At 64.8% G+C, this 18,048-nt stretch carries 18 protein-coding genes and 1 pseudogene; 11 read left to right on the top strand and 8 right to left on the bottom strand.

Going from position 1 to position 18,048, the window contains the following annotated elements; translation table 11 throughout:
* Positions 1–25: 25 nt before the first annotated feature.
* From prfA to ACFDR6_RS13785, 3 genes are all read left to right on the top strand, one after another.
* Complete coding sequence (prfA, locus tag ACFDR6_RS13795) at positions 26–1,111, top strand: peptide chain release factor 1 (protein WP_212079513.1); 1,086 nt, start codon at positions 26–28, stop codon at positions 1,109–1,111.
* A complete protein-coding gene (gene prmC, locus ACFDR6_RS13790) occupies positions 1,108–2,001 on the top strand; it encodes a peptide chain release factor N(5)-glutamine methyltransferase (protein ID WP_375858618.1) in 894 nt (297 codons plus the stop codon). The genes prfA and prmC overlap by 4 nt, the downstream gene beginning before the upstream one ends.
* Before the next feature lie 460 nt (positions 2,002–2,461).
* Positions 2,462–3,241 (top strand): DUF4167 domain-containing protein, encoded by a 780-nt coding sequence (locus ACFDR6_RS13785; RefSeq protein ID WP_375858617.1) that lies wholly within the window; start codon positions 2,462–2,464, stop codon positions 3,239–3,241.
* Between the two features lie 111 nt (positions 3,242–3,352).
* On the opposite strand, the gene ACFDR6_RS13780 is transcribed toward ACFDR6_RS13785, so the two are convergent.
* Positions 3,353–4,096 (bottom strand): methyltransferase domain-containing protein, encoded by a 744-nt coding sequence (locus ACFDR6_RS13780; RefSeq protein WP_212079510.1) that lies wholly within the window; start codon positions 4,094–4,096, stop codon positions 3,353–3,355.
* 107 nt (positions 4,097–4,203) lie between these two features.
* Here ACFDR6_RS13780 and gloB point away from each other — a divergent pair, with 107 nt between their 5' ends.
* The 3 genes and pseudogenes from gloB (at position 4,204) to ACFDR6_RS13765 (ending at position 6,202) form a co-directional block, all read left to right on the top strand.
* The gene (gene gloB / locus ACFDR6_RS13775) at positions 4,204–4,971 is read left to right on the top strand and encodes a hydroxyacylglutathione hydrolase (RefSeq protein WP_375858616.1); all 768 of its coding nucleotides are present in this window, start codon (positions 4,204–4,206) and stop codon (positions 4,969–4,971) included.
* Between the two features lie 52 nt (positions 4,972–5,023).
* On the top strand, positions 5,024–5,446 hold the full coding sequence (locus ACFDR6_RS13770) for a cupin domain-containing protein (RefSeq protein ID WP_375858615.1): 423 nt from the start codon (positions 5,024–5,026) through the stop codon (positions 5,444–5,446).
* A 73-nt stretch (positions 5,447–5,519) separates the two neighbouring features.
* A pseudogene (locus ACFDR6_RS13765) lies at positions 5,520–6,202 on the top strand (flavin reductase family protein).
* Between the two features lie 3 nt (positions 6,203–6,205).
* Here the strand turns inward: ACFDR6_RS13765 and yddG are convergent.
* From yddG to ACFDR6_RS13750, 3 genes are all read right to left on the bottom strand, one after another.
* Positions 6,206–7,075, bottom strand: a complete 870-nt coding sequence (gene yddG, locus ACFDR6_RS13760) for an aromatic amino acid exporter YddG (RefSeq protein ID WP_375858614.1) — start codon at positions 7,073–7,075, stop codon at positions 6,206–6,208.
* 113 nt (positions 7,076–7,188) lie between these two features.
* Positions 7,189–7,914, bottom strand: a complete 726-nt coding sequence (phbB, locus tag ACFDR6_RS13755) for an acetoacetyl-CoA reductase (RefSeq protein WP_212079505.1) — start codon at positions 7,912–7,914, stop codon at positions 7,189–7,191.
* 253 nt (positions 7,915–8,167) lie between these two features.
* Positions 8,168–9,346 carry an acetyl-CoA C-acetyltransferase gene (locus tag ACFDR6_RS13750; RefSeq protein WP_212079504.1) on the bottom strand — a complete coding sequence of 393 codons (1,179 nt, stop codon included), beginning with the start codon at positions 9,344–9,346 and terminating at the stop codon, positions 8,168–8,170.
* Positions 9,347–9,662: 316 nt separating this feature from the next.
* Between ACFDR6_RS13750 and phaR the strand changes: the two genes are divergently transcribed.
* Both phaR and ACFDR6_RS13740 read left to right on the top strand, forming a co-directional pair.
* Positions 9,663–10,253, top strand: a complete 591-nt coding sequence (gene phaR / locus ACFDR6_RS13745) for a polyhydroxyalkanoate synthesis repressor PhaR (RefSeq protein ID WP_212079503.1) — start codon at positions 9,663–9,665, stop codon at positions 10,251–10,253.
* Between the two features lie 42 nt (positions 10,254–10,295).
* Positions 10,296–10,913: a class I SAM-dependent methyltransferase gene (locus ACFDR6_RS13740; protein ID WP_212079502.1), complete on the top strand. Its 618-nt coding sequence runs from the start codon at positions 10,296–10,298 to the stop codon at positions 10,911–10,913.
* A 137-nt stretch (positions 10,914–11,050) separates the two neighbouring features.
* Here the strand turns inward: ACFDR6_RS13740 and ACFDR6_RS13735 are convergent, their stop codons facing one another.
* The gene (locus ACFDR6_RS13735) at positions 11,051–11,938 is read right to left on the bottom strand and encodes a branched-chain amino acid aminotransferase (RefSeq protein ID WP_375858613.1); all 888 of its coding nucleotides are present in this window, start codon (positions 11,936–11,938) and stop codon (positions 11,051–11,053) included.
* 132 nt (positions 11,939–12,070) lie between these two features.
* Between ACFDR6_RS13735 and ACFDR6_RS13730 the strand changes: the two genes are divergently transcribed.
* Positions 12,071–13,006 carry an alpha/beta hydrolase gene (locus ACFDR6_RS13730; protein ID WP_375858612.1) on the top strand — a complete coding sequence of 312 codons (936 nt, stop codon included), beginning with the start codon at positions 12,071–12,073 and terminating at the stop codon, positions 13,004–13,006.
* A gap of 7 nt (positions 13,007–13,013) precedes the next feature.
* Here ACFDR6_RS13730 and ACFDR6_RS13725 read toward each other — a convergent pair whose 3' ends face one another.
* Positions 13,014–13,259, bottom strand: coding sequence for a hypothetical protein (locus ACFDR6_RS13725; protein WP_212079499.1), 246 nt, complete (start codon positions 13,257–13,259; stop codon positions 13,014–13,016).
* Between the two features lie 203 nt (positions 13,260–13,462).
* Between ACFDR6_RS13725 and ACFDR6_RS13720 the strand changes: the two genes are divergently transcribed.
* Together ACFDR6_RS13720 and ACFDR6_RS13715 are read left to right on the top strand one after the other, a co-directional pair.
* Positions 13,463–14,335, top strand: a complete 873-nt coding sequence (locus ACFDR6_RS13720; protein WP_375859114.1) for a hypothetical protein — start codon at positions 13,463–13,465, stop codon at positions 14,333–14,335.
* A 231-nt stretch (positions 14,336–14,566) separates the two neighbouring features.
* Positions 14,567–16,150, top strand: coding sequence for a sensor domain-containing diguanylate cyclase (locus ACFDR6_RS13715; RefSeq protein WP_375858611.1), 1,584 nt, complete (start codon positions 14,567–14,569; stop codon positions 16,148–16,150).
* Between the two features lie 8 nt (positions 16,151–16,158).
* Here the strand turns inward: ACFDR6_RS13715 and ACFDR6_RS13710 are convergent, their stop codons facing one another.
* A complete protein-coding gene (locus ACFDR6_RS13710; protein ID WP_375858610.1) occupies positions 16,159–16,719 on the bottom strand; it encodes a carboxymuconolactone decarboxylase family protein in 561 nt (186 codons plus the stop codon).
* 123 nt (positions 16,720–16,842) lie between these two features.
* Positions 16,843–17,988 (bottom strand): PLP-dependent cysteine synthase family protein, encoded by a 1,146-nt coding sequence (locus ACFDR6_RS13705; protein ID WP_317244047.1) that lies wholly within the window; start codon positions 17,986–17,988, stop codon positions 16,843–16,845.
* Positions 17,989–18,048: the final 60 nt, after the last annotated feature.

The raw sequence follows: 18,048 nt of genomic DNA, 5'->3' as shown, positions 1-18,048 counted from the left end.
CCTTCCGCCATTTGAGACTGAACCGATGTCGTCACTCCCCGAAGCCAAACTGGACGTCCTGCTCGCCCATCATGCCTCACTCGAGGCCGAATCGCTGGGGCAGCTCTCCTCCGAACGCTACGTGCAGATCACGCGCGAGCTCGCCGAGATCGCGCCGCTGATCGAAGCGGTGAAGGCTTACCGGGCTGCCGTCAAGGAACTCGCCGACACCGAGGCGCTGATCGCCGATCCCGCGACCGATGCCGAGATGCGCGGCATGGCGGAAGCCGAACGCAACGAACTCGCGCCGAAAATCGAGGAGCTGGTCCAGAAGATCCGCGTTGCGCTGTTGCCCAAGGACGCCATGGACGATCGCAACGTGGTGCTGGAAATCCGCGCCGGCACCGGCGGCGACGAAGCCTCGCTATTTGCCGGAGACCTGTTCCGGATGTACGAGCGCTTCGCTGCGTTGCAGGGCTGGAAGGTCGAGGTGATCTCGGCCAGCGAAGGCACCGTCGGCGGCTACAAGGAAATCATCGCGGAGGTGCAGGGCCGCGGCGCGTTCTCCAAGCTGAAGTTCGAGTCCGGCGTGCACCGCGTCCAACGCGTGCCCGACACCGAGACGCAGGGGCGCATTCACACCTCTGCGGCGACCGTCGCCGTACTGCCGGAGGTCGAGGATGTCGACGTCGACATCAAGAACGACGATTTGCGCATCGAGACCATGCGCGCGCAAGGAGCCGGCGGCCAGCACGTCAACAAGACCGAATCGGCGATCCGCATCACCCACATCCCGACCGGCATCGTCGTGATGATGCAGGACAGCCGCTCGCAGCACAAGAACCGTGCCTCCGCGATGAACATCCTGCGCTCGCGCATCTACGACGCCGAGCGCCAGCGCGTCGATGCGGCGCGCTCGGCCGAGCGCAAGGAGAAGGTCGGCTCCGGCGACCGCTCCGAGCGCATCCGCACCTATAATTTTCCGCAAGGCCGCGTCACCGACCATCGCATCAATCTGACGCTCTACAAGCTGCCGCAGGTGATCGCAGGCGAAGCGCTCGGCGAGCTGACCGACGCGCTGACCACCGAGCACCAGGCCGCGCAACTCGCGGCGCAGGGCGCGGCGGCGTGACGCGCCGCGTGAGCAACCACTTCGCCGGACGATCGATCGAGAGCGCGCGGCGCGCGCTGGCTGCACAACTGAAGGCGGCGCAGCTCGACGAGGCCGAACTGGACGCGCGCATCCTGCTCGGTGCTGTGCTCGGCCTCGACCTTACCGGTCTGATCGCGCAGGCCGCGCGCCCCCTCACCACCGCCGAAGCGTCTCGGCTGGAGCAGCATGCCGAGCGCCGCATGGCCGGCGAGCCGGTGGCGCGCATCCTGGGTACACGCGAGTTCTGGGGCCTGCCGTTCCGCCTGTCAGAGGCGACGCTGGTGCCGCGCCCCGATACCGAGACCGTGGTCGAGCTTGCGCTCGAGATCCTTCGCGAACGGCAGACATCTCAGCCGCCCCGGATCGCCGACATCGGCACCGGATCCGGCGCGATCCTGCTCGCACTGCTGCATGAGATCCCCGATGCCTTCGGGGTCGGTACCGACCTCAGTCTGACCGCGCTCGTCACCGCCAGGGACAATGCCACGGCTCTCGGCCTCGCCGGACGTGTCGGCTTCGTCGCCTGCTCCTATGCATCGGCGCTCAACGGCCCGTTCGACCTCATCGTGTCAAACCCGCCCTATATCCCCTCGGCCGAAATTCCGACATTGAGCGTCGAGGTGCGCGAGCACGATCCGCATCTGGCGCTCGACGGCGGCAATGACGGCTATGACGCCTACCGCGCGCTGATCCCGCAGGCGAGCGAGCGTCTCGCCCCCGGCGGAGCACTGATCGTCGAGGCCGGCCAGGGTCAGGCGAGAAATATTGAAACCCTCATGGCGGGCGCGGAGTTGATGGTGGACAGGCCACCCAAGGCCGACCTGTCGGGCATTCCGCGGGCCGTTTCGGCCCGAAAAATGCCCCCATAAAAGCCGGTTTGGCCTGTAAAAAGCTCTTGGAATATCGCTTGGGAACGACTACGTTCCATTCAACACATCGGTGCCGGCCCCGTAGACTTACGGGCGAAAGCCGGGCTCTCGGGCGAGAGCTTTACTGATAAAGGTTCCAAGCCGCAGGTCCCGTGAAGCGCGATAGCCAGTGGAGCTGCGCTGCTCTCCGACCGCAAAGTGAACGAAAGCCTGATATTGCGCTTGAAGACTTACGCAACACCGCTGGGCTTGTTTCGGCAAGCAAAATGAATGGGTTCGCTGGCGATCAGTGCTGGCGGGTGGGGAACGCGTCCTTGTTGAACGCGACGGTCGACGAACATCGGCAGGGTGGGATCCACTCTTGCGCGCGGCGCGCGCGAGCAACGTGAGCCGCTGTCATCGGGCACTCCTGGCAATCTGTAATGCGTGCAACGTTTAGGGCTGGAATTAAAGGCAGGACATGAGAAACGGTCAGAACAAGCAGCGGATGCGCAACCGCAACAATAATAACAACAACAACAATAACCGGCGCAGCCAGAACCCGATGACCCGGGTCTACGAGTCCAACGGACCCGACATCAAGATCCGCGGCACCGCCTCGCACATCGCTGAAAAGTATCTCCAGCTCGCGCGCGATGCGCGCTCCTCCGGCGACCCCGTCGCGGCCGAGAACTACTACCAGCATGCCGAGCATTATTTCCGCCTGATCGCGGCGGCCCAGGAGCAGTTCCGCCAGAACCAGCAGCCGCGCGGTGACGAGCCGACCAGCAGCCATAGCGACGACGGCGAAGACGACGGCGAGAATTTCTCGAATTTCGGCCAGGAGCCGGGCTTCGTCCCGCAACCGCCGCAGCAGTCTTTCGCGCGCGAACGCGACGGCCAGCGCGATCACCACCAGCGCGACCAGCAACGCGACAACCAGCAGCCCTATCAGCGTGACAACCAGCAGCCGCGCGAGCACCGCGAACGTGATCATCGTCCGCAGCCGCAATACCAGCCGCAGCCGCTACCCGCTAATCAACCGCAGCCCGTCATCGCCGATGCCGGCGGCGTCGATCGCCTGCCTTCCTTCATCACCGGCGCGCAGCCGCAGGTGAATGTCGCCGCGAACGGCGGCCAGGCCGGCTTCGAGGGCGGCGGCGAACGCTTTCCGCGCCGGCGGCGCCGGCCGCATGGTCCGCGCCCCGAGCGCGAAGCGGCTCCAGCCGCCTCGAGCGACGATCTCGCGCCCGGCGAGTAGGCTTCTTCCGATCTGAAATCGTCCCGGCTCCGCCGGGACGATTTTTTTGTGCGTCGGCTGAAGCGGTGAGCGCTCCGGGCACGGATCACCTCTCCCGAGGGAGAGGTGAAGCTAGCTGCGCGTCGCCGTCGTCGAGGACGGCACCAGCACCGGCTTCGCAAGCGACGGAATGAGCCGCGCCCGCTGCTTGGCGGGGATCGCGCGGTAAACCTGCTTGGTCGCCTCCACGATATGGACGCCGGCAAAGGGCAGCGACAGCGCCGCGCCGGCGCGCTCCCACATCTGCGCCGATCTCAGCACCCAACCGCCGGCATAGGGCGGCATGAACAGCGCTTCGCCCCAGGCTGTCGGCGTGAACCAGGTCTGGCGCAACAGATCGGTGATCTGCGAGCGCGAATAGGGTCGGCCATGACCGAACGGCGTGCTGTCGGTGCGGGTCCACACCCCGCGCCGGTTCGGGATCACCGCGATCACGCGCCCGGACGGCGACAGCACCCGCCACACCTCGCGCAGCAGCGCGGCCGGATCATCCGACATCTCCAGCGCGTGGACCAGCAGGATGCGGTCGACCGCGGCGTCGGGAAGCGGCAGCGAGAATTCGTCGACCAGCGAAGCCAGCGCCGGCCGTCCCGTCGGCCATTTCAGGACGCCCTGGGCCGCCGGCATGAAGGCGATGCAGCGCTCGGCATCTTCCCGGAACAACCCCAGATAGGGCGTGGGATAGCCAAGGCCGAGCACGCGCTGGCCCTGCGCGCCCGGCCAGCGCTCCCGAATGCCGCGATTGATCATTTGTCGCGCCACAATCCCGAGGCGGCGGGAATAGAACTCGCGGAGGTCGACGACGTCGATGGTCATGACCGCAATGTAACATGCGCAAGGCCGGCGTCGCGCGCGGAATATTGCATTGCCTGCGCAACGTTAACGCCATATTTGTCTGGCGGGCTGAGCGCGATGGAGATGACATGGCCGCCGAAATTCGTACTTTCACCTGTTTAAACGACAATTTCGGTTATCTGATCCACGATGTGGAAACCAAGGCGACGGCGTCGATCGATGCGCCGGAGGCCGGCCCCATCCTGAAGGCGCTGGACCGCGAAGGCTGGCAGCTCACCGACATCCTGATCACCCATCATCACGGCGATCATGTCGGCGGCGTTGCCGAGCTCAAGAGCAAATACAATTGCCGCGTCGTCGCGCCGCACGACAAGACCACGGCGATCGCGGACGTCGATCTGCGCGTCGCCAATGCCGACGTGGTCAAGATCGGCAATCTGCTGGCGCGCGTGATCGAGACGCCCGGCCACACGCTCGACCACATCTCCTACGTGTTCGACACGGAGAAGACGGTCTTCGCCGCCGACACGCTGTTCTCGATCGGCTGCGGCCGCGTGTTCGAGGGCACCTACCCGATGATGTGGGATTCGCTTCTGAAGCTGCGTGCCCTGCCCGACGACTTCAAGCTCTATTGCGGCCACGAATACACGGCCTCCAACGTCAAGTTCGCGCTCACCGTCGATCCCGACAATGCGGCGCTGCAGGCGCGCGCGGCGGAGGTGGCGAAGCTCCGGGCCGAGAACAAACCGACCATTCCGACATTGCTTGGCGAGGAGAAGCGGGCCAACGTGTTCCTGCGCGCCGACGAACCGTCGGTCGCAGCCAGGCTGCACATGAAGGGCGCGGATGCCGCCGCGGTGTTCGGCGAGCTGCGCGAGCGCAAGAACAAATCTTGAAGCACAAGTCCTGAAGAGCAAGTTCTGCAGAAGAAAGTTCTGACGGGGACCGATGCCGACCGCAGCCGAGATCATCGCGCGCCTCGAGCTCCGCCCGCATCCCGAAGGCGGGCATTACCGCGAGACGTTCCGCGACCAGGCCACCGACGCCAACGGCCGCTCGCGTTCGACCTCGATCTATTTCCTGCTCGCAAGCGGCGAGCGTTCGCACTGGCATCGCGTCGATGCGGTCGAGACCTGGCATTATTACGCCGGCAGTCCGCTGACGCTGCGCATCGCCCATGACGGTTGCTCGCAGCATGAGGTGCAGCTCGGTACGGACCTCGCGAGTGGAGAGCGCCCGCAGGCGATCGTGCCGGCGAATGCCTGGCAGATGGCGGAGACGACGGGCGAATGGACCCTGGTCGGCTGCACCGTGGCGCCTGCGTTCGAATTCGCGAAGTTCGAGCTCGCGCCGAAGGGCTGGGAACCGTAACCCGCGATCCGGAATCGGGTGGGATCGCGACCCCACACATCGTAGGACGGCGCTCCCAGAACAGGAGCGAGCGATGCATGGTACCTTCGATCACCCGATCATTCAGATCGATCCGGCAATCCTCTATTTCGGCACACCCGTCGTCCTGATCGGATCAACCAACGAGGACGGCTCCTACAATCTTGCACCGATGTCGTCGGCATGGTGGGTGGGATGGCGCTGCATCTCGGGCTCGCGCGCAATTCCAAGACCACCGAGAACATGATTCGCACCGGCGAATGCGCACTCAATCTGCCGTCCTCCGGCCTCGTGGCCGCGGTCGACCGTCTCGCCCGCACCACAGGCTCCGATCCTGTGCCGCCCAGCAAGCTCTATCGCGGCTATCGGCACGAAAAGGACAAGTTCGGCCTCAGCGGATTGACGGCGCTGCGGGGCGAGACAATCGTCGCGCCGCGTGCCGCCGAATGTCCGGTGCAGATGGAAGCCAAGGTCGCGCATGTGCACGAGATGGCGCAGGACGACGACAGCTTTCGCGGCCATCTCGCCGCGATCGAGGTCCGCATCACGCGCGTGCATGCGCACCCCGGCATCATGATGGACGGCGCCAAGAACCGCATCGATCCCGACAAATGGCGTCCGCTGATCATGAGCTTCCAGGAGTTCTACGGCACGACGCCACGGCGCCTGCAGCGCTCCGAGCTCGGGCAGATTCCGGAAGCGAAGTATCGCCCGCCGGGCTGGCGACCTTCGGAATGACGATCATCGCTTCCGCAACACCATGTCCTTTGCGGCAATCAAGCCGCCGCCGGCGATCAGGATCGCGGCAATCGCGATGTTGGTGCTGGCCTTGGCGAAGCCGGCCGCGATGAGGAATCCGGTCGAGAGCAGCGGCGTCGCGTAGGACGCGGCGCCGAGCACGCGGATGTCGCCACGCTTCATGCCGATGTCCCAGGCGTAGAACGCAGCACCGACGGGGCCGATGCCCAGCGCGATCACGGAGAGCCATTGCAAGCTCGTCTCCGGCCACACCGTGGTTTCGAGCGCTGCGTGCATCAACGCGGCGAGCACCGCCGTAGCGAGACAGAAGCCGGCGACCGCATCGGTCGGCACGGCCTTCAAGCGCCGCGACGACACCGAATAGATTGCCCAGACGAAGGCGGCGATGAAGGCCGCGACCAGCCCCGGCACCTGGCCCGGCTCAAAGCCGCTGGTGTTGCCGGCAAACAGCAGCACAGTGCCGACGAGGCCGAGCACCGCGCCGACGATGTGATGCAGCGCGAGCCGCTCACCCGGCAGGAACGACGAGAACAGTACGATCAGGAGCGGCCAGAGATAATTCAGCAGGCCGGCCTCGGCCGGCGGCGCAAAGCGAAGCGCCAGGAAATAGAGCGCGTGATAGCCGAACAGGCCGCCGACGCCGACGGCCCAGACGACGAGCGGCTGGCGCAGGCTTTTCGCCGCTTCGCCGCGGCCGATCCAGGTGAGCAGACCGACGAGCCCGCCGATCGCGAAGGTCATCGCGGCGAGCTGAAATGCCGGGATCTTTCCGGTCGCCACCGTCATTACTGACAGCAGCGACCACATCAGGATCGCGGTCAATCCGATCAGCGTGGCTGTGCGCGGGGTCATCAATCAAAGGCCCGAGGACGATGATGCCCGGCGCAAGGCCGGGCATTTTCGTCTTCACTATCGCCTTGTCGCGCCTGAAGCTACAGGCTTTTGGCTTGGGGCCCGGCGTTATCTCAGGCCTGGTATTGGCCGCCGTTGATGGTCATGGTCGAGCCCGTGACGAAGCCGGCCTCGTCGGCCGCGAGGAACACGACGGCGCGCGCAATCTCCTCGGGCTCGCCGAGCCGGTTGACCGGGATCTGCGGGATCACGTTCTTCTCCAGAACGTCCTTCGGCACGGCCTGCACCATTTCGGTGTTGATGTAGCCGGGGCAGATCGCATTCACGGTGATGCCGCCCTTGGCATTCTCCAGCGCGAGCGCCTTGGTGAAGCCGATGTCGCCGGCCTTCGCCGCAGAATAGTTGACCTGACCGAACTGCCCCTTCTGGCCGTTGATCGACGAGATCGAGATGATGCGGCCGAACTTGCGTGAACGCATGCCCTCGATGACCTGGCGGGTCATGTTGAAGAGCGAGCCGAGATTAGTGTTGATGACGGCGTTCCACTGCTCGAGCGTCATCTTGTGGAAGGCGGTGTCGCGGGTGATGCCGGCATTATTGACGAGCACCTCGATCGGCCCGAGATCGGCCTCGACCTTCTTCACGCCTTCGGCGCAGGCGTCGAAATTGCTGACGTCCCATTTGTAGACGGCAATGCCGGTCTCGGCCTTGAACTTCTCCGCCGCCGCGTCGTTGCCGGCATAGCTCGCCGCAACCTTGTAGCCGGCCGCCTTCAGCGCCTTGCTGATCGCAGCACCGATGCCCCGCGTACCACCCGTGACCAATGCAACACGTGCCATATCGTATCCCTTCCCTTGGACTTTTCGGACGTTTCTGACGTGATCGCTTTTTAACTGCGGATTATGCGGCTGGTTTGACGGACATCAAGAACAAAACGCCCGGCGTTGAGCCGGGCGTTTCTCTTTAGTCGAGGCTTGCGCAGTTGCGAAGAATATTTGATTCGCAACCGCTGCCTTTTTAGTCGCGTGCAACGCACTCACTGACGTGTGCAGCGCACGCGCACACCGCGCGTAAGCTGCACGTCAGCTATCGTCAGTCGCGCGCGATACACATCGCGATACCCATGCCGCCGCCGATGCACAGCGTGGCAAGGCCCTTCTTCGAATCGCGCTTCTGCATTTCGTGCAGCAGCGTCACCAGCACGCGGGCGCCGGACGCGCCGACCGGATGGCCGATCGCGATCGCGCCGCCATTGACGTTGACCTTGGAGGTGTCCCAGCCGAGGTCCTTGTTGACCGCGCAGGCCTGCGCCGCGAAGGCTTCGTTGGCCTCGATCAAGTCGAGATCGCCGACATTCCAGCCGGCCTTCTTCAGCGCAGCGCGCGAGGCCGGGATCGGCCCCGAGCCCATGATCTTCGGATCGACGCCGGCCTGTGCCCAGGAGACGATTCGCGCGAGCGGCTTCTTGCCTTCCTTGGCCGCCTGCTTGGCGGTCATCAGCACCACCGCGGCAGCGCCGTCATTGATGCCGGAGGCAGAGCCCGCGGTGACCGTGCCTTCCTTCTCGAAGGCCGGCTTGAGCTTGGCCATCGCGTCGAGCGTTGCGCCGTGACGCGGATATTCGTCGGCGCTGACGACGACGTCACCTTTGCGGGTCTTGATGGTGACGGGGACGATCTCGTCGTTGAACTTACCGGCCTTCTGCGCCGCCTCGGCCTTCTGCTGCGAGGCGACCGCGAACTCGTCCTGTTGAGCGCGGGTGATCTGCCACTGGCGCGCGACGTTCTCGGCGGTGTTGCCCATGTGGTAGCCGTTGAAGGCATCCCACAGACCGTCCTTGATCATCGTGTCGACGAACTCGACGGGGCCCATCTTGACGCCACCACGCAGATATTGGGCGTGCGGGGCCATGCTCATGGATTCCTGGCCGCCGGCAACCACGATTTCGGAATCGCCGTTGAGCAGCGCCTGGTAGCCGAGTGCGACCGTCCGCAGGCCCGAGCCGCAAAGCTGGTTCACGCCCCAGGCCGGGCTCTCCACCGGGATACCGGCGCCGATCGAGGCCTGGCGGGCGGGGTTCTGACCCTGGGCGGCGGTCAGGATCTGCCCCATGATGACTTCCGAGACCCGGCCGGGCTCGATGCCACCGCGCTCCAGCGCGGCCTTGATGGCGATGGCGCCGAGATCGTGGGCGGGGAGGGTCGCGAACGCTCCGTTGAAGCTTCCGACCGGGGTGCGGGCGGCGCTGACGATGACGACATCGTCTGACATGGGCATCTCCTGAGGCTTGAGGTTTTTTAAAGGGGGCAGGCGGGGCTTTGAGAAAACGGCTCGCCAGTCTCGTCAGCCATCCTGTTAACGTCGTTGAGGCATGTCAATCGGCCGGTGACCGAATTCATGCCGCAGCGCATTCAAAATAGCGTTCTTGGCGCTTTCGCAAGCAAGATTTTGCTCCGCGATTAACCGTGCCGCACAAAACGGTAGCGTGACCCCTTTGAAAATGCTTATTTTGTTGCGTTGCGTACTCTTCCCGCCCTGCGGCATCGCCCGCCGGGTTCCCGTTCTCCGCGCTTGCAAGTGAGAGCCCATGGCGAAATCAGACCAACCCACCACCATCAAGAAATACGCGAACCGCCGGCTCTATAACACCGGAACGAGTACCTATGTGACGCTGGAAGACCTCGCCGCGATGGTCAAGGATGGCGAAGATTTCCTGGTCTATGACGCCAAGACGGGCGACGACATCACCCGCTCCGTGCTCGCCCAGATCATCTTCGAGCAGGAGAACAAGGCGGGCCAGAACCTGCTGCCGACCACCTTCCTGCGCCAGCTCATTCGTTTCTACGGCGACAGCATGCAGATGGTGGTGCCGAAATATCTGGAGCAGTCGATCGCGACCCTGACCCAGGAGCAAGAGAAGTTCCGCAAGCAAATCGCCAATAGCCTGTCCGGCACTCCTTTTGCTCCCTTGGAGGAACAGGTCCGCCGCAACATGGAACTGTTTCAGCAGACTTTCTCCATGTTCAAGCCCTTCGTCCCACCGCGCCCGGCGACAAGCGCTGAGCCCGAGCCGGATGCGAATGCAGAGGTGCCAAAGGACAGCAACATCGACGATCTGCGCCAGCAGATGAAGGAAATGCAGGAACGCCTGGAGCGGATGTCGAAGAAGGAAGAATAGGTCTTCCTTCTCCCGGCACGCGAATGAGCCGGAGGATACGAGATGTCCGACCGAAGCTCTCATTGGGACACGGTCTACGCCAGCAAGGGCGAGGCCGAGGTCAGCTGGTTCCAGGATAGCCCCTCTACCTCGCTCGCGATGATCAGGGCCGCCAAATCCGATCGCGAGGCCGCCATCATCGATATCGGCGGCGGCGCTTCGCGGCTGGTCGACGCGTTGTTGCAGGACGGATATCGTGACGTCGCCGTGCTGGATCTTTCTGCCAACGCGCTCGATGCGGCGAAGAAGCGGATCGGCGGAGCCGCGTCAATCGTCAACTGGATCGTTGCCGACGCCACGACATGGCGGCCGGCGAGGATCTACGATGTATGGCACGATCGCGCGGCGTTTCACTTCCTGACCGATTCCCGCGACAGAGCTGCTTACGTCGAGCGCCTGCGGTCTGCTATCGCGCCCGGCGGCCACGTCATCATCGCGACGTTTGCGCCCGATGGTCCGGAGAAATGCAGCGGCTTGCCGGTGCAGCGCCATGACAGCGCCAGCCTTGCAGCAGAGCTGGGGCCGGAGTTCGAGCTGATCGAGACGCGCGGCGAGACGCATCATACGCCGTGGAATTCGACGCAGGCGTTTCAGTTCAGCTGGTTTGAGCGACGGAGCTAAGAAGTCGGTGTCATGCCCAGCGCTGGCGGGGCATCCAGTACACCGCGGCCCATCGGGTCAATCACTGCCGCCTCTGGAATGCTGGATCGTCCGCCTTCGCGGAGGATGACAGCGGAGTCCGTGGCGCGCATGCGAGCCTAAGCCGCCGGCTTTACCGCATGCGCGAAGTCCCAATAGAGCTTCCGCGCTTTCGTGTAGAACGGGCCCGGCGTCAGCTCGCGCCCGTCGATGCGGATGACGGGCGCGACCTTGGCGAAATTGCCGGTGGAGAAGATCTCGTCGGCGGCCAGGAAGTCGGCATAGCGCAACGTCTTCTCGACCACGGTGACGCCGTCGCCGCGGAGCAGGCTTATGACGCGCTGGCGCGTGATGCCGTTGAGGAAGGTGCCGTTGGGCACCGGCGTGAACACCACGCCGTCCCTGGCCATGAACACGTTGGAATTGCCGAACTCCGCGACATTGCCAAGCATGTCGAGCATCAGCGCGTTCTGGAAGCCGCGGGAAGCGGCTTCCGCGAGCGCGCGCGAATTGTTCGGATAGAGGCAGGCCGCCTTCGCCTCCACCGGCGCGCATTCGGCGGTGGGCCTGCGGAACGGCGACAAGGTGATGGCGTTGCCGACGGGCTTTGGCATCGGCGCCTCGTAGATGCACAGGCACCAATTGGTGGTCTCGGGGTCGAACAGCACGCCGCCGCCCGAGCCGTTCTGCGCCCAATACATCGGACGGACATAGAGCTCGGCATTGGGCGCAAAGCGTGCGATGCCTTCGCTTGCGAGCGCGAGCCAGGTGCCGCTATCGACCACCGGCTTCAGGCCAAAATTGATCGCGGATTGATTGGCGCGGGCGACGTGGCCGTCGAGATCGGGCGCGACGCCTTCGAACGCGCGTGCACCGTCGAACACCACCGAGCCGAGCCAGGCCGCGTGCGTGCGCGGGCCCATGATCGGCACGTTGCCGTCGTGCCATTTACCCTCGAAGAAGGTCCAGCTCGGCGAATATTCGATCGGCTTCTTGATTTCGGCCATACCCGGCCTCCCTTGGAGTATCCGGGCACTATTGTCCTAATTTCTAAACGATTTGCTGCCTGTTTGGCACCCTCTGCCGGAAGGCAGACAAGCCAAACAGGCTATAATGCGGGCAATGATACGGAGTTCGCCATGCCGCTCGATCCACTCGCAAAGCGCTTGTTGACCATGATGGCCGCGGCCGCGCCGCCGGCGCGAAGCCGGCCGAGTGTAGAGGCGCGGCGGCAATCGCTGGCCAAGCTGATGCAGTTCGCGCGCGCTGATGCGCCGGATGTGACGACGCGCGACGGCGTGCTGCCCGGCCGCGCCGGCGAACTGCCCTATCGCCTCTACAGGCCTGCAAATGCCGACGAGCTTGCACCCGGCTTCGTGTTCTTCCATGGCGGCGGCCTCGTCGCCGGCGGCATCACCACGCATGACCGCATCGCGGCGGCGCTGGCGCATGCCACCGGCTGCCGCCTGGTTTCCGTCGATTACCGGCTCGCGCCGGAGCACAGATTTCCCGCCGCCATCGACGATGCCATCGCCGCCACCGAATGGGTCGCGCGCGAGGCGGCATCGCTCGGCATCGATGTGGACCGCCTGGTGGTCGGCGGCGATTCCGCCGGTGCGACCCTCGCTGCGATCGTGTGCCAGGAGGCGGCGCAAACCGCTGGCCTTGCCATCGCCGCGCAATGCCTGATCTGCCCGGTGCTGGACTTCGAGGAGACCTCGCCCTCGCGCGAGGAATTCGCCGAAGGCCATCTGATCGATCGGGTCACGATCGAAGCCGATCTGTCCGACTATCTGCCTGACGACATCGACACGGCCGATCCCCGCGTTTCCCCCTTGCGCGCCACACGGCTCACGGGGCTGCCGACCGCGATCATCCACACCGCCGAGTACGACCCGATGCGCGACGAGGGCAATGCCTATGCCCGCAAGCTGCTCGCCGCAGGCGTCGCCGTCGAGCATGTCTGCCACGACGGCATGGTTCACAATTTCCACGCCATGGGCGCGATCCTGCCGCAGGCGCAACTCGTGCTGTCGCAGATCGGCGAGCAGGTGCGCCGAGCGGTGGAGAAGTAGCGCGAAATCATACGCGCGCGTCGAGCACGGCCCTGGCTGCCGTGACATAGTCAGGCCAATGCATGTCCGCATAACGCTCCGCCTGCCGGGCGCAAGTGACGTCGGGCGCATGCGCGGCGGCAATCATGCGCGCAAAGCGTTCTTCCGCGACCGTGGTGTCATCGCGCGCCGGCACGGGGGTGGCTGCCATTGCGGCCGGAGCGACGGCGAGCCCTGCCATTCCGGCGAGCAGGATGCGGCGTGACGTGGTCATGGCTGTCGTCCTCCATTGTCCCGGCCTGCTCCGGCCGGCGAGCGTGTCGGTGCAATCGCGACAGGGTAGCCGCGCCTGTCGATGCAGTCCATGGCTTGCCGATAGCGCTTGACCGCGGGAGCGATCACGTTCCATCTAGCACGCGATTTGCCCGCGCGCCGGATTGTCACGTGTCTCCTCACAGCCCATCGCATCGTCCGAGCTTGCGTGCCGTCGCGATGGGACTGGCCTGCCTGACGATTTCGGCCAGCGCCGCCTTCTCCGCGGAAGATGAGGAGGATGCACCGGCGAAACCAGCGATCCCGAACATTTACCTTGATCTGCGTACGAGCTATGCGTCGATTCCAGCGGGGACGCTCGGACTCGGTTTCGGCACCACGTCGCTATCGGCGGCGCTCGAAGCTCTCGCGGTGCGCAGAGGCGCAACGCTACCGAACGGCCTGCCGGCCGCGAAATCGATTGCCGTCGACCTGCCGCTGACCGTCGACGTCAACGACCGCGTCTCGCTTTATGGCGGCGTGTCGGGCTCGACGACCGACATTGGCGGTGGCTGGTCGACGTTCGACATCACCAGTTGGAACATCGGCGTGCAGGCCGACCTCTACCAGCAGAATGGCGGGACGATACCGACCATTACGCTGCAATCGACCTTGACCCAATCGGTGCCGAACGATCAGGGCATGACGAACTCGCTCAACAACATCCTGGAATTCGACTACGCGCTGGACGAAGACGAGACGCGGGGCTGGCTCGCCGGCATGCAACATACCTACACCACCATCGCCAGCCCGTTCGCCCACATCCGGCCGAACACCATCGTCTATGCTGGCGGCTATTACCAATGGCCGAGCAACTGGAAGTTTACCGGCCGCCTCGGCGTGCAGTCGTTCGGCGGCGCGCAGCTTGGCGGACGGACGCTGGCCGAGTCCTTCACGCAGCCTATCCTGCGGCTCGACCTCGACCGCATGGATGACAATGACAACCGCCTGTTCGGCATTACCGCGCAGATCGCCTGGACGCCGAAGCCGGCCTACCAGCTGACCTTGCGAACGCCGCTTTACGCCGTGCGCAATTGACTGCGATCATGGTGGATAGCTGGTAAAGCCAATCTGCCGCTTGTTCCGGCATCGCAGGGCGGTCGCACTGGGCCGGCCTTGACGATGAAGGATTTTCGCACGGCTTCGGACCCCCGTGGTGGCTTCTCCCGGCCAAGGACCGCCGGTTGGTCTTATGGCCGCCGGCTCATCCAGTTACCTCTCGGCAATATGCTTGCGACAGACTAGGCCGAGTCACGCGGGAGGCTGCGAATGTCCCATCTGGTTCCGGAACGGACGCTACTTGCTGGGAAGATCTTCTTCAATTTCGGCCAGTCGACGATCGATTGCGTCGTGCGTCGGCTGACCGAGGAGGCGGCGACGCTCGAGATGGAGAGCGGCCTCGGCGTGCCCGAGCGCTTCCAGCTCAGGCTCGCGGGGCGCGAGGTCCTGACCTGCCGGGTGGTCTGGCGATCGGACCGCCAGGTCGGCGTCGCCTTCGAACAGCCGGGCAGCATTGAGCGCCTCGGCGGCGAGGAGCGGGAGCGCTCGTCCGACGCGCTGATACGCGGGCAGATGCTCGCACTTCGCGCAGCGCTTGACTTCGTCCCGCTCGGCATCGTGCTGCTGGATGCAAAGCTCCGCGCAAAGTTGATCAACCGTGCCTTCCGGGAGATGTGGCTATTGCCGGACGAGGTCGCCAACAGCAATCCGTCATTCGTGACGCTGATGCATCACGGCCGCGATACACTTGCTTACGAGATTCCGCCGGCTGAACTTGAAGCTTACGTCGCCGAGCGGGTCCGTCACGTCCAGGCGGGCGACGCCTCGCCGCTCGATCTGCGCCGCACCAAGGGCGACGTCGTTCGGATGCAGTGCACCCCCCTGCCCGACGGCGGGCGAATGCTGACCTATACGCCAGTCACCGACATCGTGCGCTATTCCGACGAGCTGAAGTTGCTGCGCGACGCGCTCGAGAATGTCGAGGACGGCGTGCTGCTGCTCGATCGCGATCTCAACGCCAGCTTCATGAACCGACGGATGCGAAGGTTCTGGGAAGTGAGCGAACAGGAGGCGGAGAGCCGACCGACCTATGCATCACTGGTGAGCCGGGTCCATCGCGCCAGCGCGCCGGATCTTCCGGCAAATGAGCTGTCGAAATTTCCAGCCAGGCGGGTCGCAGAGGTCAGGGATGGCGACCATGTGCGCGATCTGCAAACACCGGACGGACGACGCATCAGGGCTCATTGCACCACGATGTCGAACGGCGGCCGCATGTTGACTTATGTCGACATCACCGACCTCACGCAAAAGGCCGCGATGCTGGAGACGCTCGCGACCACCGATTCTCTTACCGGCCTCTACAACCGCCGCCACTTCCTCGAATCCCTCGATGCGGAATGGAGCCGGTTCCAGCGCTATTATCGCTCCGTCTCGGTGCTGATGCTCGACATCGACCACTTCAAGTCGGTCAACGACCGCTACGGCCATGCCGTGGGCGACGCTGCGATCAGGGCGGTTGCCGCCGCGTGCCTCGACGGCAAGCGCAAATCGGACCTCGTCGGCCGCCTCGGCGGTGAGGAATTCGCGGTGCTGCTGCCCGAGACCAGCCTGTCGCGCGCGAGGACTGTCGCAGATCGCATCCGCAAGCGCGTGATGAGCGCGCAGATCGCAGCCGGCGAGATTCAGTTCGGGGTCACCGTGAGCATTGGCATCGCGGAGGCCGCCGTCAGCATGTCGGGCATCGACGCGCTGATGAGCGCGTCCGATCAGGCGCTCTATCAGGCCAAGGCCGAGGGCCGCAACCGCTGCATCGCCTTTGTGCCGCCGGCACCGTTAACCAAGGCGGCGGAGTGAAGCCGCTTCTATTCGGGCACCGGCACGTCGAACGTGTTGAGCGTGACCGAGACCATGCAATAGACGCCTACCAGATAGGACAGCTCGGCCGCGCCGTGCTCGCCGAACTCCTTCACCGCGGCGCGCCAGGTCAGTTCCGGCAGCACGCCGCCACTGACCAGTGCGGAGGCGACGTCGTAGGCGACGCCCTCCTGTCTGGTGAGATCCGCCGGCCGCTGTCCGGCGACGATGGTCGCGAGCTTGTCATCGGACAGGCCGCGCTGCTCGGCGACCAGCACATGGGCATAGAGCTCGTAGCCGGAGCGGAAATGCGAGCCGGTGACGAGAATCGCGACCTCGCGCACTGGGCCAGGCAGCAGCGGATTCGAGGCGATCGCCTTGACCAGCTCCCACACCGGCTTGCCGAATCGCGGCTCGCGGATCCAGGGATTCCAGGGTCCGAGCAGCGCGCCGTCGTCGCGCATGTTCACAAAGCCCTTGAAGTGGTCCTTGATGCCGGCTTGCATGTCGTCATAGAGCGGCTTCTGTTCGGCGGACAGGTCCTTGGGATCGAGAATGGGAAGGCGCACGGCGAAGATCTCCTCGTTGAGACGACGAGGCTTGCCCGCGTGCGGGCGCAACGCAAGTGAAGTTGCCGTGACATCGCACGGCGAGCGGGCGTTCCGACAAATTCGACTATTCGTCTCGGGGCTTCACACGCTCTGGGGATTTGCGACATCGTCGGCGGCGAGCGCGAGCGGCTCGCCCGTCGCAAGGAATGCCGACAGCGCCGCCTCGAACGGCGCCGGATCGAGCCCGCGCGCCTTCAACCATTCGGGCTCGTAATAGGTTTGCCGGTAGCGTTCGCCGGAATCGCAGATCAGCGTCACCAGCGACCCCACGACGTTGGCCTGACGCATCTCCGAGGCGAGCCGGCACAGCGCGAGGAAATTGGTGCCGGTGGAGCCGCCCACCGGGCGGCGCAGCCGGCGCGACAGCACGTTCATCGCCGCGATCGTGGCCCCGTCCGGAATCTTCATCATGCGGTCGACCACGCCGGGCACGAAGGACGGCTCGCAACGGGGGCGGCCAACACCCTCGATCAGCGACGGACGATCGCAGACATGGGAGCGGTCCTGCGAGCGGAAGCAGTCGAAGAAGGCGGAATGCTCGACATCGGCGACGCACAGCCGTGTCGGATACTGCCGGTAGCGCAAATAGCGCCCGATCGTGGCCGAGGTGCCGCCGGTGCCGGCGCCCATCACGATCCAATCCGGCAGCGGTCGCGGCTCGCCCTGCAATTGCGTAAAGATCGACTCGGCGATGTTGTTGTTGCCGCGCCAGTCGGTCGCACGCTCGGCGAAGGTGAACTGGTCCATGTAATGACCGTTCAGACGAGCGGCGAGCGCGGCGGCCTCCGCATACAGCGCGCGGCCATCGTCGATCAGATGGCAATGGCCGCCATAATGCTCGATCGCGACGATCTTCTCCGCCGACGTCGTGCGCGGCATCACGGCGTAGAAGGGGACGCCGATCATCTCTGCGAAATAGGCCTCCGACACCGCAGTCGATCCCGACGAGGCCTCGACCACAGGTGTGCCTTCACGGATGTGACCGTTGCAGAGTGCGTAGAGAAACAGCGAGCGCGCGAGGCGATGCTTCAGGCTTCCGGTCGGATGGGTGGACTCGTCCTTCAGATAGATGTCGATGCCTGATAGCGCCGGCACGATCAGCCGGATCAGATGCGTATCGGCGGTGCGGCACTGGTCGGCCTCGATCGCGGCGACGGCCTCATCGACCCAGCCGCGGCGATAGGCCGGCCCGGCCGGATGGGAGTGGCGGAAGGGAGGCGGCTCCATCGGCATGACCAGGCGATTCCTCGAAGACTGACGTCCCTCTAGCACGGGGCGCTTCGTGCA

Origin of the sequence: Bradyrhizobium tunisiense, from assembly GCF_042263385.1 — a bacterium.
Taxonomy (GTDB): Bacteria; Pseudomonadota; Alphaproteobacteria; order Rhizobiales; family Xanthobacteraceae; genus Bradyrhizobium; species Bradyrhizobium tunisiense.
Note: the sequence above shows the minus strand (reverse complement) of the source record. Positions and strands in the feature narration are given on the sequence as shown.

What these genes read in the sequence shown, in the direction of transcription:
- prfA (WP_212079513.1), top strand. Translation starts at nt 26, where the DNA reads ATGTCGTCACTCCCCGAAGCCAAACTGGACGTCCTGCTCGCCCATCAT.
- ACFDR6_RS13785 (WP_375858617.1), top strand. Translation starts at nt 2,462, where the DNA reads ATGAGAAACGGTCAGAACAAGCAGCGGATGCGCAACCGCAACAATAAT.
- ACFDR6_RS13780 (WP_212079510.1), bottom strand. Translation starts at nt 4,096, where the DNA reads ATGACCATCGACGTCGTCGACCTCCGCGAGTTCTATTCCCGCCGCCTC.
- gloB (WP_375858616.1), top strand. Translation starts at nt 4,204, where the DNA reads ATGGCCGCCGAAATTCGTACTTTCACCTGTTTAAACGACAATTTCGGT.
- ACFDR6_RS13770 (WP_375858615.1), top strand. Translation starts at nt 5,024, where the DNA reads ATGCCGACCGCAGCCGAGATCATCGCGCGCCTCGAGCTCCGCCCGCAT.
- yddG (WP_375858614.1), bottom strand. Translation starts at nt 7,075, where the DNA reads ATGACCCCGCGCACAGCCACGCTGATCGGATTGACCGCGATCCTGATG.
- phbB (WP_212079505.1), bottom strand. Translation starts at nt 7,914, where the DNA reads ATGGCACGTGTTGCATTGGTCACGGGTGGTACGCGGGGCATCGGTGCT.
- ACFDR6_RS13750 (WP_212079504.1), bottom strand. Translation starts at nt 9,346, where the DNA reads ATGTCAGACGATGTCGTCATCGTCAGCGCCGCCCGCACCCCGGTCGGA.
- phaR (WP_212079503.1), top strand. Translation starts at nt 9,663, where the DNA reads ATGGCGAAATCAGACCAACCCACCACCATCAAGAAATACGCGAACCGC.
- ACFDR6_RS13740 (WP_212079502.1), top strand. Translation starts at nt 10,296, where the DNA reads ATGTCCGACCGAAGCTCTCATTGGGACACGGTCTACGCCAGCAAGGGC.
- ACFDR6_RS13735 (WP_375858613.1), bottom strand. Translation starts at nt 11,938, where the DNA reads ATGGCCGAAATCAAGAAGCCGATCGAATATTCGCCGAGCTGGACCTTC.
- ACFDR6_RS13730 (WP_375858612.1), top strand. Translation starts at nt 12,071, where the DNA reads ATGCCGCTCGATCCACTCGCAAAGCGCTTGTTGACCATGATGGCCGCG.
- ACFDR6_RS13725 (WP_212079499.1), bottom strand. Translation starts at nt 13,259, where the DNA reads ATGACCACGTCACGCCGCATCCTGCTCGCCGGAATGGCAGGGCTCGCC.
- ACFDR6_RS13715 (WP_375858611.1), top strand. Translation starts at nt 14,567, where the DNA reads ATGTCCCATCTGGTTCCGGAACGGACGCTACTTGCTGGGAAGATCTTC.
- ACFDR6_RS13705 (WP_317244047.1), bottom strand. Translation starts at nt 17,988, where the DNA reads ATGGAGCCGCCTCCCTTCCGCCACTCCCATCCGGCCGGGCCGGCCTAT.